The sequence below is a fragment of the Pseudomonas lurida genome (assembly GCF_002563895.1).
Lineage (GTDB): Bacteria > Pseudomonadota > Gammaproteobacteria > Pseudomonadales > Pseudomonadaceae > Aquipseudomonas > Aquipseudomonas lurida.
This window is the reverse complement of sequence record NZ_PDJB01000001.1, coordinates 2,516,005-2,532,267: the sequence shown is the minus strand read 5'-3', so window position 1 is coordinate 2,532,267 and position 16,263 is coordinate 2,516,005. Positions and strand designations below refer to the sequence as shown.

Genomic DNA, 16,263 nt, shown 5'->3' with positions numbered 1-16,263 from the left:
GACCTCAATAAACACCTATAAACTGCCAACCTAAAAACACAGAAGAGAACGCATCCATGTCAGTACGACTCGGTCTCAGCCCCCTGAGCAAAGCGCTATCAATGCGACGGGCACTGAACTTCAACCTCAAGCCTTGCGCGCTTGCCCTCGCGGTGTCCCTGCCCATGGCCAGTTATGTGCAGGCCCAGGAGATCGAGATCGACATTCCCGCACAGCCGTTGGGGACGGCGCTGCAGGAATTTGGTCGCCAGACCAACCTGCAGGTGTTGTACAGCCCGACAGATGTGCAAGGCAAGAACAGCACCGCGGTCAAGGGCAAGCAAGATCCGAGCAAGGCCATCGCCACCCTGCTCAAGGGCGCCGGCGTCAGTTATGGCCAGCAGGGCAACACGATCACCATCAGCGCGGTCGCGTCTTCGGGGCTGGAGCTGGGGACCACGCAGGTCACTGCCAACCAGCTGGGCACCGTGACAGAAGGCACGGGTTCGTATACCCCGGGGACCATCGCCACGGCGACGCGCCTGGTGCTGACGCCACGGGAAACGCCGCAGTCGATTTCGGTGGTGACGCGTCAGGTGATGGATGATTTCGGGCTCAACGCTATCGATGACGTGATGCGCCACACCCCGGGCATCACCGTGTCGACCTATGACACCGAGCGCACCAACTACTATTCCCGTGGTTTCTCTATCGTCAACTTCCAATACGACGGTATTCCGACCCTGCGCGACGCCCAATACTCGGCCGGCCAGACCCTGACCGACATGGCGATCTACGACCGCGTCGAGGTGCTCAAGGGCGCCACCGGCCTGCTCACCGGCGCCGGCGGCCCGGGCGGTACCATCAACCTGATCCGCAAAAAGCCGACCTCCGAGTTCAAGAGCAGCATCGAGCTGGGCGCCGGCTCCTGGGATAACTATCGCTCCCAGGTCGACGTCAGCGGCCCACTGACCGAAACCGGTAACGTGCGTGGCCGTGCCGTTGCGGCCTATCAGGACAAACACTCGTTCCTCGACCACTATTCGCGCAAGACAGGTGTGTTTTACGGCATCCTCGAATTCGACCTGGACGAAAACACCCTGCTGACCGTTGGCGCCGACTACCAGGACAGCGACCCGAAAGGCTCCAGCTGGACCGGAACGCGCACCATCTTTGATGCTACCGGCAACAAGCTGGACCTGCCGCGTTCGTTCAACAACGGCCCAAAATGGGGCTCATGGGAGCAGTACAGCCGCACTGCGTTCGCCACCCTGGAACATACGTTCGACAATGGCTGGGTCACCAAGGGCCAGTACAACCACCAGATCAATGGCTATAACGCGCCGCTGGGCTACATTTCCCAGGATTCCGCCACGGCCAGCTCCATTTATGCGCGCAAATACGTCGGCGACACCACCAGCGACAGCCTCGATGTGTACGCCTCGGGGCCATTCGAGCTGTTCGGCCGCGAACACGAACTGGTGATCGGCCAGTCCCTTTCCATCTCCAAATGGAAAGCCAAGGACTACACCGCGACCACCTACTTCAACAACTCCTATGACTTCTACAACTGGCACGGCCAGGCCATAGAGCCGCTGTGGACTGCCACCAAGATCAATGACGAAACCACCCGCCAGACCGGTACCTATGTGACTGGCCGTTTCAGCCTGACGGATGAGCTGCACCTGTTACTCGGCTCACGTATCGCCAACTATCAGGTCACCGGTACCAGCGACACCCAGGAAAGCGGCAAGGTAGTGCCCTACGCCGGCTTGACGTATGACCTGAATGACAACTTCACCGCGTATGCCAGCTACACCGAAATCTTCCAGCCACAAACCCAATACCGCACACGTACCCGTACCATGCTCGACCCGAACGAAGGCAAGAACTATGAACTGGGCCTCAAGGGTGAATTCTTCGAAGGCCGCCTGAACTCCAGCCTCGCTTACTTCGAAGTGCACGAAGAAAACCGTCCCCTTGCCGATACCGCCTGGAACTCCCAGCCAGGCGTCGACTTCTCGTACATCGGCACCAAGACCAAGACCAAGGGCTACGAAGCGGAAATCTCCGGCGAACTCGCCCGAGGCTGGCAACTGCAAGCGGGCTACACCCATAAGATCGCCCGCGATGACGATGGCAAGAAGGTCGCCACCTGGGAACCGGAAGATCAGGTGAGCTTCTATACCACCTACAAACTGCAGGGCAACCTGGACAAGCTCACCATTGGTGGCGGCGCACGCTGGCAGAGCGCCGGCTGGCAGACCGTCAACAACTGGGGCTACCCCGGTGGCGGCCGCTCCGAGAAGTTCACCCAGGACCCGTACTGGCTGGTTGACTTGATGACCCGTTACCAAGTGACCGAAAACCTCTCGGCGACCCTCAACGTCAACAACCTGTTCGACAAGCACTACTACACCAACATCGGCTTCTATGACTCAGCCTACCCTGGCGATCCACGCAACGTAATGGTCACCACACGCTGGGACTTCTAAGCCCCCCAAAAGAAAAGCCCCTGGTCACATGACCAGGGGCTTTTTTGTACCCGTTGCGCATGCCTGGGTGAATGCAGTGCCAGGGGTTTTTCGCCGGCAAGCCAGCGCCTACGAAAGAGGCGTACACCCGAAGGAGCCGGCTTGCCGACGAGGGGGACACCAGACAGCAAAACGCCCCTGGTCATCACTGGCCAGGGGCGTCTGTTACCGCAACCGCTTACTCCATTGCCGAGACAAAACTGCTGATGAACTCGGCGTTGTCCACGATCCGGTGGTGTGTCGTGTCGATCACCACCGAGCGCTGGATGCCTGACTGGCCAATCACTTCGCGCATGCCGGTCTCAATCAGCGCCTGGTGAATACCGCCTTCGCTCAGGGCGGCCCACCAGCAATTGACCGGAGCCTTGATCGCACGGTAGTCGGCGTCTTGCAGGCGCTCGTCCAGCACCTGCTTGAGCGCCCAGGAACGCTCAGTCTCGCCGCCGATTTGCAACTCATCCTTGAGCACGCGGAAGCTGTCGCCCAGGGTCAGTTCGGCCCACTCGGACACACGTTGCCACTGCTCATCCTGCTCGCCGGCAGCCATATGCCAGACGTTGCGAATCTGCTCGGCATACGCCGGGAACATCACCGCCAACAAATCCACGCGGCGTTCGGCGGCGGAAATCACTCGCTCGTCCACCCGCGCGCCCTCTTGCCAGAATGCGGTAAAGCGTGCAGGCGGCGGCGCGTCGATCCAGCCCAGCAATTCCACGGTCCGGCCAGCTTGTTCCAGGCGGTACGCCACCTCCATCGCCAGGTTGCCACCCAGTGACCAGCCGCCCAGACGGAAGGCGCCGTGGGGCTGGGCCAGCAACAGCTGTTGGGTGTAGTCCTCGACCATCTGCGCCCAGGTCGGCACCTCAACGCCCTCTTCCACCAAGGTCCGACAAATCACACCCAACACCGGACGCTGCTCACGCAATGCCAGGGCGATAGCCTTGTAACAATGCACCGAGCCAAAGCTTGGGTGGAACAGGTACAGCGGCGTGCCCTGGGTCTGGCTGTTGAGCCTGACGATCAACGAGCCACCGACATCCCCCTCGATACAGCGCGCCTGGCCTGCGATCGTCGGGTGCAGCATCAGTTGATTGACGGCGAGCGTGACACCGCAGGCCTTGTGGATGCGGTCCTTGAGCAACAACACCAGCAACGAGTGGCCGCCCAGCTCGAAGAAGTTGTCGTGCAACCCCACACGCTCCACCTCCAGCACTTGCGCCCACACGGCGGCAAGCTGCTGTTCCAGTCCGGTCTGTGGTGCAACGTAATCGCGGTCGCTCGCTTGCGGCCTGGGCAGGGCCTTGCGATCTAGCTTGCCGTTGGGGCTCAGGGGCATCTGTTCCAGCACTACCCATTGCGCCGGGACCATATAGTCCGGCACGTGACTGGCCAGATAGGCGCTCAACCGCTCGCGCCAATCGTCGCCGGCCTGTTGCAGCACCAGGTAACCCACCAGATGCTTGCCATCGACTGCCAGCACGGTGGCCTCACGCACAACCGGATGTTCAAGCAGGCGGGCTTCGATTTCTCCCAGCTCGATACGCAAACCGCGCAGCTTGACCTGATGATCAAGACGGCCCAGGTATTCAATGACGCCATTTGCACGCTGGCACACGCGATCGCCAGTGCGATACAGGCGCGCGCCGTTGTGGAACGGACACGGAACGAAACGTTCGGCAGTCAGCGCCGGACGGCGGTGATAACTGCGTGCCAGGCCCGCGCCGCCGAGATACAGCTCCCCAGCGACGCCGACCGGCACGGGGGCCAAGTCGGCGTCCAACACATAAGTGCGCAGGTTGGCGATGGGCTCACCAATCGGCACCGTGTCGCAGCCTTCGTCGCGGCAGGTCCAGTGGGTCACATCGATGGCTGCTTCGGTCGGGCCATACAGGTTATACAGGTCGGCCTGCGGCAATTTGGCGAAGACTTGCTGCTGGGCATCCACGGGCAGCGCCTCGCCGCTGCACACAATGCGCTGCAGGCTGTGACAGCTGGCAACCGCCGAATCCTGGAGGAACGCTTGCAACATCGAAGGCACGAAGTGCAATGTGGTGATCCGCTGCGCATTGATCAGTGCGACCAGCTTTTGCGGATCGCGGTGATCCCCCGGCGCGGCGACGACAAGCCGCGAGCCAGTCATCAGTGGCCAGAAGAACTCCCATACCGACACGTCGAAACTGAACGGCGTTTTTTGCAGTACGCTGTCGCGGGCATTCAAGCCGTAGGCTTCCTGCATCCAGCACAGCCGGTTGGTCAGTGCCGAATGACGGTTGCCGGCGCCTTTGGGCTGACCGGTGGAACCGGAGGTGTAGATCACGTAGGCGAGGTTTTCGCCGTGCAAAACGATGCCCGGGTTCTCTTCGCTATAGCGTTCGAACACAGATCCGCCCAGCACCAGGGTTTCCAAACCGGATGGAATCGGTAACTGGTCCAGCAAATGCGCCTGGGTCAGCAACAGTTTCACTCCGCTGTCTTCCAGCATATACGCCAGCCGCTCACGCGGGTATTCAGGGTCGAGCGGCACATAGGCACCGCCAGCCTTGAGTACTGCCAACAAGCCGATGACCATTTCGATGGAGCGCTCGACCGCCAGCCCCACCAGCACATCCGGGCCCACACCGGCTTCGATCAAACGATGGGCGAGTCGGTTGGCGCGGTGGTTCAACTCGGCGTAGTCCAGGCACTGTTGACCAAACACCAGGGCAGGCGCATCCGGTGTGCGGAGGACCTGTTCTTCGATCAACTGATGCACGCAACGTTGCAACGGGTATTCTCGCGCGGTGGAATTCCAATCGTGAACGGCTGCTTGCTGCTCCTGAGGTTCCAGCAGCGGCAACTGGCCGATACGCTGCTGGGCATCACGGGTCATGCCATTGAGCAGGTTCAGCCAATGGGCCGCCATCCGCGCCAATGTGGCAAGCTCGAACAGGTCCGTGGCGTAAGTCAACGAGGCGGCAAGCCCCCCGGCGGACTCGTGGGTGTTCAAGCTCAGGTCAAACTGGGCGGTATGATTGTCCCACTCCAGGCCACTGACGTGCAGACCGGGTAATTGCTCATCTTCATCGCGGCCACTGGCTTGGGTCTGATGATTGAACAGCACCTGGAACAACGGGTTGAAACTCAGGTTGCGCTCAGGCTGCAAGGCTTCCACCAACTGCTCGAAGGGCAAGTCCTGATGAGCCTGGGCGTCCAGCGCACGCTGTTTGACCTGGGCCAGCAACTGCGCAACGGTGGTCTGCCCATCGATATCGGCCTTGAGCACCTGGGTGTTGACGAAAAAGCCGATCAACCGTTCGGTTTCCACGCGGTTGCGGTTGGCCACGGGCACGCCCACGCGGATATCCGACTGACCGCTGTAGCGATGCAACAGGGCCTGGAACGACGCCAGCAGTAACATGAACAGGGTCACGTCCTCGCGCTGGGCCAGCGCGCGCAGCTCCGTCACCAGGGCGGGCGGCACTTGGATGTCCAGGCTCGCGCCGCGATGACTTTGCTGACTCGGGCGGGCGTGATCCAGCGGCAGCTCCAGTACCGGTTGTTCACCGCCGAGCAGGCCGCGCCAGTACTCCAGCTGGCGAGTCTTCTCGCCCGCCTCCATCCACTGGCGCTGCCAAACGGCATAGTCAGCGTACTGGATCGGCAACGCTGGCAATTGCGGCGCCTGGCCCAGGCTGAAAGCGGCGTACAGCTGCACCAACTCATCGACCATGACCTGCATCGACCAGCCATCGGAAACGATGTGATGCTGCACCAGCACCAGCACATGATCGTCCTCGGCCACACGCAGCAGGCTCGCCCGCATCAGCGGCCCCTGAGTCAGGTCGAAAGGCCGCGCGATCTGCGACTCCACTTCGGTGCGGATCGCTGATGCGCCGATGTCGACCCGGGCAACCTCAACGCTGGCCTGCTCGGCGATCACCTGAACAGCACGCTCACCGTCCTGCTGAAGGTATGTCCGCAGGTTTTCGTGACGCGCTACCAGGGTGTCAAAACTGCGCTGCAGTGCCGACAGGTCAAGGCGCCCTTTCAGGCGCAGAGCGCTCGGCACATGGTAGGCGGCGCTACTCGGATCCAGTTGCCAGAGGAACCATTGGCGCTCCTGGGCATAGGACAGCGGCAAGGGCTGATCGCGTCCGACCGCAACCAACGCCGGTGCCAGTGGCATGCCGCTGTCGGTCGAAAGCGCGGCGACAAACCCTTGCAGACGCGGTTGTTCGAACAGGCTTCGCAGTGCCACTTCCCGGCCCAGCAGGTTGCGCAGGCGTGAGACGACCTGCATCGCCAACAGCGAGTGGCCGCCCATCTCAAAGAAGTGATCGGTCAACCCGACCCGCTCGGCGCCAAGAATATCGGCCCATACCGCTGCAACCTGTTGCTCCAGCTCAGTCACCGGGGCAACCCAGGCCTGCTGCGATTGGCTGGCGTCGGGTTTTGGCAACGCCTGGCGATCCATCTTGCCGTTGGGGTTCAGCGGCATGCGGTCGAGGAAGATCAGGTGCGCCGGCACCATGTAATCCGGCAATTGTTCGCGCAGGGCATTTTTGAGTGTTTCACCGTCTTGCTGCTCGGCGACCACATAAGCGACCAGTTGATTATCGGCGGCCAACACCAGCGTTTCACGTACGCCGTCCTGGGCCAGCAGCAATGCTTCGATTTCCCCCAACTCAATGCGGAAACCGCGAATCTTCACCTGATGGTCCACACGGCCGACGCACTCGATCACGCCGTTGGCGCGGTAACGCGCCAGGTCGCCGGTGCGGTACAGGCGCTCGCCGGTTTGACCAAACGGGTCCGGCACAAAACGCTCGGCAGTGAGCGATGCGCGGTTCAGGTAAGCGCGCGCAAGCCCCCAGTGGCTGCCGATATACAAGTCGCCCACGGCGCCCAGCGGTGCCAGGTTCAAGTCGCGGTCCAGCACATACAGGGCACGGCCCGGCACCGAGCGGCCAATCGGGCTGGCAGTGGCGCCGATGGTTTCAGTACCGGACGTGCAATCCAGCACGCTGGACACCACCGTGGCTTCGGTCGGGCCGTAGGTGTTGAGCAAACGCACTCGGCCGAGACCGACTTTCAACCATTGTGCTGGGCCATCTAGCGGCATGGCTTCGCCGCCAATATGAATTTGACGCAATGCACCATAGGAGCGAGGGCCGGCGGCCAGGCAGTCAAGCAAAAACAGATTCCAGTAGGCCGTTGGCAAATCGGCCAGGGTGATGCCCTGGCTAATGATTTCTTCGTACAGCCGAGCGCTGTCCCACAACTCCGGGCCGCGCAAGACAACCGTGGCGCCATGGGTCAGCGCCGGGTACAGCTGCTCGACGAAACCATCGAAATTCAGGGTGGCGAATTGCAGTACGCAATCCTCCTGAGTGAGTCGCGAGTAACCTGCCGCAATACTCGAGAATTCGGTGAGTGCTGCGTGGTTGATCGCCACGCCTTTGGGTTTGCCGGTAGAACCAGAGGTGTAGATCACATAGGCGAGGTTTTGCGGGTCGACCGTTACCTGCGGATTGGTCTGAGGGTATGGAGTCAGGTCCGCATCACTCAGGTCCAGCGTCGCCATACCTTCGGGCAACGGCATGTCGATATGTGATTGGATCAGCACCAGCCGCACGCCGCTGTCTTCGAGCATATGCAATAGGCGCTCGCGTGGGTATTGCGGGTCCAGAGGCACATAGGCGCCGCCTGCCTTGAGCACGGCCAGCAGGCTGACCACCATCTCGAACGAGCGCTCCACGGCGACGCCCACCAGCACTTCCGGGCCGACACCCTGGGCGATCAGCGCATGGGCCAAACGGTTGGCCTGAAGATTCAACTCGCCATAACGCATGGACCGCGCGCCCAGGCACAGCGCTACCGCATCCGGGCGCCGTTGCGCCTGATGCTCGAACAAGTGCTGCACGCCCTGTTGAATCGCACATGCGGGGGCGGCGCTGTTCCATTCATGCAGTAAGTGCACCTGCTCCTGGTGATCGAGCAGCGCCAGTTCGCCGATGGGCTGCAGGGCATCGCGCGCCACACCTTCCAGCAGGTTCTGCCAATGCTGCGCCAGACGCGCAATGGTGGCGGCCTCAAACAGATCGGTGGCATAGGTCAGCGACGCCCAAAGACCGTCACTCGACTCTTGGGTATCCAGGCTCAAGTCGAAATGCGCGGTCTGGCTGTCCCACGTCAGCCCTTCCACCCGCAAGCCGGGCAGTTGTTCGCCACGCGGTACACGTGCCTCGGACTGGTGGTTGAACATCACCTGGAACAGCGGATTGTGGCTGAGGCTGCGTTCCGGCTGCAGCGCTTCCACCAGTTGCTCGAACGGCAAATCCTGATTGGCCTGGGCATCGAGGGCGCGACGCTTGACCTGCTGCAACAGCTGGGCAAAGGTCATCTGCCCGTCGATATCAACCTTGAGTACCTGGGTGTTGACGAAGAAACCGATCAGCCGCTCGATTTCCGCACGATTGCGGTTGGCAATCGGCACGCCGACACGGATATCCGACTGGCCACTGTAGCGATGCAGCAAGGTCTGGAACGACGCCAGCAACAGCATGAACAACGTCACGCCCTCGCGCTGCGCCAACGCCTTGAGGCCCATAACAAGACCGCTATCCAAACCGACTTCCAGCAAGGCACCCCGGTAGCTCTGCACCGCCGGGCGTGGATGATCCAGCGGCAACTCCAGCACCGGCTGTTCGCCGCCTAACAGTTCACGCCAGTAGTCCAATTGGCGCTGCCGCTCACCGGCGTCCATCCAACCACGCTGCCACGCCGCGTAATCGGCGTATTGCAGCGCGATCGCCGGTAGTTGCGCCGGCCTGCCCTGGCTGAACCCCGCGTAGAGTTGCACCAGCTCATCTACCATGACTTGCATCGACCAGCCATCGGACACGATATGGTGCTGGACCAGTACCAGCACATGTTCCTGCTCACTCAGTTGCAGCAACTTCACCCGCAGCAACGGGCCCTGGCGCAAGTCGAAAGGCCGTGCGATTTCCGCTTCGACCCGTGCCTGCACCTGTTGTGCAGACGCACTTTCCAACCGGGCAAAATCCAGCTGCAATGTGGCGATTGGCAGGATGTGCTGCAGCGTGTGCTCGCCGTCCGTGACAAACACAGTGCGCAAGGCTTCATGGCGCGCGAGCAAGACGTCAAAACTGCGCTGCAGGGCCGAGCGATCCAGCTGCCCGCTCAGGCGCAACGCATTGGGCACATGGTAGGCCGCGCTCTCGGGCTCCAGTTGCCAGAGGAACCACTGACGCTCCTGGGCGTAGGACAACGCCAGCGGTCGGGCACGGGAGACTGCCACCATCGACGGTACCTGCAAGGTGTTATCCAGCGCTTGCAACGCCAGTACAAAGCCTTCCAACTGCGGCTGTTCGAACAGGGTGCGCAGGGCTACTTCACGCGCTAGTAACTGACGCAGGCGGGAAATGACCTGCATGGCCAGCAGTGAATGCCCGCCCAGTTCAAAGAAGTGATCGGTGAGGCCGATCCGCTCGACACCGAGGACGTCGGCCCAGATGGCCGCTACCTGCTGCTGCAAAGGGGTAACCGGCTCGACAAAAACACCTTGGGACTGGGTAACGTCCGGCTGCGGCAAGCCTTTTCGATCAAGCTTGCCGTTGGGGGTCAGCGGCATCTGCGCCAGGAACATGAAGTGCGTCGGGACCATGTAATCGGGCAGATTGATTTTCAGCGCACGGCGCAAGGTCTCGCGAAACTCGGTTTCGTTAGCCAGCGGGCCATCGGCCGGCACCACATACGCCACCAGCTGTTTGCCGGTCGGCCCGTCCTGGGCGACCACCACGGTTTCACCGACGTTGTCCTGTTCGCGCAAGCGCGCCTCGATCTCGCCCAGCTCGATCCGGAAGCCCCGGATTTTCACCTGATGGTCGACACGGCCGAGGTAATCCACCACCCCATCCGGACGGCCACGGGTCAAGTCGCCGCTGCGGTACACGCGGCTACCCGGTTTGCCGAAGGGGTCCGGCACGAAGCGCTCGGCGGTCAGTGCCGGACGCTCCAGATAACCACGCGCCACGCCCTCGCCGCCCAGGTACAACTCACCGGCCACGCCGATCGGTTGCAGGTTGAGTTGCGAGTCCAGCACGTAGCCGCTGCGGTTGCCCAACAGCGTGCCGATGGGGGCGTAGACCGCACCGCATGGATCGCCCTTGCGCGCCTTCCACAGCAGTGGCGTAACCACGGTTTCCGTCGGGCCGTAGCCGTTGAACAGGTAGGTCGGCTTGAGTGCGCGCCAAGCCAGGTCGTAACTCGCCTGGGCAACCGCGTCACCGCCAAAGCAGTACACACGAACAGCAGGAGGATTACCGTCACGCTCGGCATGCTCGGCCAGTTGTTGCAGGTAAACAGGCGGGAACACGGCCATGGTCACATTGTGACGATGCATTTGCTGGTAGGTGTATTCCGGCAGCCACAGGCTGTCATCGCGGATCAGCACGCTGGCACCGTTGATCAGCGGGTGCATCCAGCCTTCGTGGGAACCGTCGAAGGCGAAGGACATGAAGTGCAGTTCACAGTCTGACGGACTGGTTTCATAGCGTTCGCCGGTGGCGATGATGTGCGCCACCAATGGGCCGTGGGACACCGCCACGCCCTTGGGCATGCCGGTGGAGCCGGAGGTGTAGATCACGTAGGCGAGGTTGTCGCCGTCCAGTTTTACGCCAGGTGCATCGTCGCTGTAATCGACCCAGGTTTCAGTACGGTCAATCGCCAGGGAATCCAATCCTTCAGGAATCGGCAGTTGCTGCAAGGCGCTGGTGTGGGTCAGCAGCAACTGCGCGCGGCTGTCCTGCATCATGTACAGCAGGCGATCGCGCGGGTATTCGATGTCCAGCGGCACGTAGACGCCACCGGCTTTCATTACCGCGAGGAACGCCACCATGATTTCGGCACTGCGCGGCATGGCGATGGCCACGCGCACTTCCGGGCCGACGCCGCGCGCGATCAGCGCATGGGCCAGGCGGTTGGCCTGGCGGTCCAGCTCGCCATAGGTCAGGGTTTGCGCGTCGAATTTCACCGCCACCGCCGTCGGGGTTTCCCGGGCGCGATCGGCGACTCGTTCGTGGACCAGGCGCTTGGCCGGGAAACCCGCGTCGGTCTGGTTCCACAGCTGCAGGATATGGTGTTGCTCAGCCTGGCCCAGCAGACTCAATTGGCTGATGGGTTGCTGTTGGTCGGCAACCATCGCCTGCAATACGTTCTGCCAGTGATCGGCCATGCGCTCGATGGTAGAAGCTTCAAACAGGTCCGTGGCATACCCCAGTGACGCCCAGAGCCCGTCTGCCCCCTCTTGGACATCCAGGTCAAGATCGAAATGCGCAGTACGCCGGTCCCACGCCAACCCTTCGATGCGTAAGTGGGCCAGGGCCTGTGGTTCGTCACCTCGACGCCCTTCGGCCTGGTAGTTGAACATCACCTGGAACAGTGGGTTGAGGCTCAGGCTACGCTCGGGCTGCAGGTGTTCTACCAGTTGTTCGAAGGGCAGGTCCTGATGCGCCTGGGCGTCCAACGCACGCTGCTTGACCTGGGCCAGCAACTGCGCAACGGTGGTCTGCCCATCGATATCGGCCTTGAGCACCTGGGTGTTGACGAAGAAGCCGATCAGGCGCTCGGTTTCCACGCGGTTGCGGTTGGCGATCGGCACGCCCACGCGAATATCCTGCTGGCCACTGTAGCGGTGCAGCAAGGCCTGGAACGAAGCCAGCAACAACATGAACAGCGTCACACCTTCGCGCTGGGCCAGGGCTTTTAGATCAGCGGCCAGCGCCGCTGGCAACGACACGTCCAGGCGCGCCCCCCGATGACTCTGTTGAGCCGGACGCTGATGGTCGAACGGCAGTTCCAGCACCGGCTGCTCACCGCCGAGCAAGTCACGCCAGTAATCCAGCTGACGGACCTTCTCGCCGGCGTCCATCCAGGCACGCTGCCACACGGCATAGTCGGCATACTGGATCGGCATATCCGGCAGTTGCGGCGCCTGGCCCTGGCTGAACGCGGCATACAACTTCACCAGTTCTTCGACCATGACCTGCATCGACCAACCATCGGACACGATGTGATGCTGCACCAGCACCAGCACATGATCGTCCTCGGCCAGGCGCAGCAAGGTCACACGCAGCAACGGCCCTTGCTGCAAATCAAATGGACGAGCAATCTCGGCTTCGACCTGCGCCTGCAAGTCAGCCTCGTCGACCTGCTCCAGCCTGATCGGCAAAGCGGTGTCAGGCAGAATCACCTGCCGTGCCCCGTCCGGTTGCTCCTGCACACAGGTGCGCAGGCTCTCATGACGGGCCATCAGGGCATCGAAACTGCGTTGCAGTGCCGAGGTATCCAAAGTGCCCTTGAGGCGCAGGGCACTGGGGATATGGTATGCAGCACTGTGGGGGTCCAGTTGCCACAGGAACCACTGGCGTTCCTGGGCGTAAGACAGCGGCAGCGGTTGTTCGCGACCGACCGCTAGCAAGGGGGGCGCCTGCTCACCTTCGCGCGCTTCCAATACTTGCAGAGCGGTGGCGAAACCTTCGAGACGCGGTTGCTCGAAGACCAGCTTGAGTGGAACTTCACGGCCCAATACCTGGCGCAGGCGCGAAACCACCTGCATGGCCAAAAGCGAGTGCCCGCCCATTTCGAAGAAGTGATCGGTCAGCCCCACCCGCTCGGCCCCGAGAATGTCTGCCCAGACGGCGGCGACCTGTTGCTCCAGTTCGGTGACCGGCGCGACCCACACCTGCTGAGATTGACGGGCATCGGGTTTGGGCAGCGCCTGCCGGTCCAGCTTGCCGTTCGGGTTCAAGGGCATGCGCTCAAGGAAGATCAGGTGCGCAGGCACCATGTAGTCCGGCAGCTGTTCACGCAGGACCGACTTGAGCGCCTCGGCCTCGTCCTGTTCGGCCACCAGATAGGCCACAAGCTGGTTATCGGCGGCCAATACCAAGGTTTCACGCACGTTCGGCTGGGCCAGTAGCAGCGCTTCGATTTCCCCCAGCTCAATACGAAAGCCGCGAATTTTTACCTGATGGTCAACCCGGCCCACGTACTCGATCACACCATCGGCCCGGTACCGCGCCAGGTCTCCAGTGCGGTACAGGCGCTCGCCGGCTTCACCAAAAGGATCCGGTACAAAACGCTCGGCCGTCAGCACTGCACGGTTCATATAGGCACGCGCCAAGCCGCAGCTGCTGCCGATATACAGCTCGCCCACGGCGCCCAACGGCGCCAAGTTCACATCGCGATCCAGCACATACAGCGCACGACCTGGCAGCGAACGGCCAATCGGGCTGGCGGTGGCGCCAACCAGCTCGGAGCCTGCCGTGCAATCCAACACGCTCGACACAACGGTGGCTTCCGTAGGGCCGTAGGTATTGAGCAAGCGGACATGACCAAGCCCGGCCTTGAGCCACTGCGCCGGACCGTCCAGCGGCATGGCTTCGCCGCCGATATGGACCTGGCGCAGCGCGCCATAGGTGCGCGGGCCCGCGGCCAGGCAGTCGAGCAGGAACAGGTTCCAATAGGCGGTTGGCAAGTCGGCCAGGGTGATGCCCTGGGCAATGATTTCGTCGTACAGCCGAGCGCTGTCCCACAAATCCGGGCCGCGCAGGACAACCGTAGCGCCATGGGTCAGCGCCGGGTACAACTGCTCGACAAACCCATCGAAATTCAGGGTAGCGAATTGAAGCACCCGGTCTTCGGCGCTCAACTGCGAGTAACCGGCGGCAATACTGGAGAATTCGGTCAGCGCCGCATGATTGATCGCCACACCCTTGGGCTTGCCGGTGGACCCCGAGGTGTAGATCACGTAGGCCAGGTTTTGCGCGGCAACCGCCACCTTCGGATCGCTCTCAGGGCACAACGCCAGGCGCGCATCCGCCAGATCGACCGTCGCCATGCCCTCAGGCAATGGCATCGCCACCTGGGCCTGGGTCAACACCAGGCGCACGCCACTGTCTTCGAGCATATGCAACAGACGTTCACGCGGGTATTGCGGGTCGAGCGGCACGTAAGCACCGCCGGCCTTGAGCACTGCCAACAGACTGACCACCATGTCGAACGAGCGCTCGACCGCCACCCCCACCAACACTTCCGGGCCAATACCCAGGCCGATCAGGTGATGAGCCAGACGGTTGGCCTGGCGGTTCAGCTCGGCATAGCTGATGGACTGGTCGTCCAGGCACAGGGCAATCGCATCGGGCCGCTGCCCGACCTGGGCCTGGAACAAGCCGTGGACGCCCACGACGTCTTCAAACGCCGCCGCGCCGCGGTTCCAGTCTTGCAACAGCTTGCGTTGCTCGTCATCGACCAGCATCCCGAGCTGTGCAATACGATTACCGGCGCGCCCGACCACCGCCCGTAACAACTGTTGCCAGTGCTCGGCCATACGTTGCACGGTCGCCGCCTCGAACAGGTCGGTCGCATAGGTCAGCGAGGCCCAGATGCCTTCGGGCGACTCCTGGGTATCCAGGCTCAGGTCGAACTGCGCACTCTGGCTGTCCCACTCCAGCGCCTCCACGCCCAGGCCTGGCAACTGCTGCTCGCCACGTGGCCCGCGGCCTTCGGTCTGGTGGTTGAACATCACCTGGAACAGCGGGTTATGGCTCAGGCTGCGCTCGGGCTGCAAAGCTTCGACCAATTGCTCGAACGGCAGGTCCTGATGACTCTGGGCCTCCAAGGCACGTTGCTTGACCTGGGCCAGCAGCTGGCTGAAGGTCATGTGCCCGTCGATATCGGCCTTGAGCACCTGGGTATTGACGAAAAAGCCGATCAACCGCTCGGTTTCCGCGCGATTACGGTTGGCAATCGGCACGCCGACGCGGATATCCGACTGCCCGCTGTAGCGATACAACAAGGTCTGGAAGGACGCCAGCAGCAACATGAACAGCGTCACGCCTTCGCGCTGGGCCAACGCCTTGAGCCCGTTGACCAGTGCCGCGTCCAGGCCCATGTCGAGCCGTGCACCGCGATAGCTCTGTACGGCCGGACGCGGGTGATCTAGCGGGAGTTCGAGCACCGGTTGCTCACCGCCCAACTGCTCGCACCAATAGCCCAACTGACGCTCTTTTTCGCCGGCTTCCATCCAGCTGCGCTGCCACAGGGCGTAGTCCGGGTATTGGATCGACAAGTCCGGCAGGCGCACATCACGGCCTTGGCTGTGAGCAAGGTACGACTGCACCAACTCGTCGACCATCACCTGCATCGACCAGCCATCGGAGACGATGTGGTGCAGCACCAACACCAACACGTGCTCATCGGGTGCCAATTGCAGCAACTTGACCCGCAGCAGCGGGCCTTGTAGCAGATCGAAGGGCTTGGCGATTTCTGCTTGCACCCGCCGTTCAAGCTGCGCGGCATCAGCGCTTTCAAAGGCGATTTCAAGCGACAACTCGGGCCTGACCACCTGCAGCACCTGATCGACATCCTGATGCAAGTAAGTACGCAGGCTTTCGTGGCGGGCGATCAGGCTATCGAAGCTGCGCTGCAAGGCCGCCCGGTCAAGGCGACCTTTCAAGCGCAAGGCGCGCGGCAGGTGGTAAGCCGGGCTCTGCGGCTCCAACTGCCACAAGAACCACTGCCGCTCCTGAGCATAAGAGAGCCGAAGGGGCTCACCTTCCTGGCGCTTGAAAACCGGGGCAATCTCAAACAGGTTGATGCCCTGCTGCTTGAGCATTACCGCCAACGCTTTCTTTTGTTGCGCCGAAAGTGACCCTACCGACTCGATTAATGCTTGCACGCCACGCCC

The 16,263-nt window shown here is 62.1% G+C and carries 2 protein-coding genes; one reads left to right on the top strand and one right to left on the bottom strand.

Annotated features, from left to right (window positions below; genetic code table 11):
* The first annotated feature begins 101 nt into the window (after positions 1-101).
* Positions 102-2,474 (top strand): TonB-dependent siderophore receptor, encoded by a 2,373-nt coding sequence (locus ATH90_RS11515; protein ID WP_069023233.1) that lies wholly within the window; start codon positions 102-104, stop codon positions 2,472-2,474.
* Between the two features lie 217 nt (positions 2,475-2,691).
* Here ATH90_RS11515 and ATH90_RS11510 read toward each other — a convergent pair whose 3' ends face one another.
* The gene (locus ATH90_RS11510; protein ID WP_244905984.1) at positions 2,692-16,254 is read right to left on the bottom strand and encodes a non-ribosomal peptide synthase/polyketide synthase; all 13,563 of its coding nucleotides are present in this window, start codon (positions 16,252-16,254) and stop codon (positions 2,692-2,694) included.
* Positions 16,255-16,263 lie beyond the last annotated feature (9 nt).

Excerpts from the sequence above, each read along its gene's own strand:
- ATH90_RS11515 (WP_069023233.1), top strand. The coding sequence starts at position 102 with ATGCGACGGGCACTGAACTTCAACCTCAAGCCTTGCGCGCTTGCCCTC.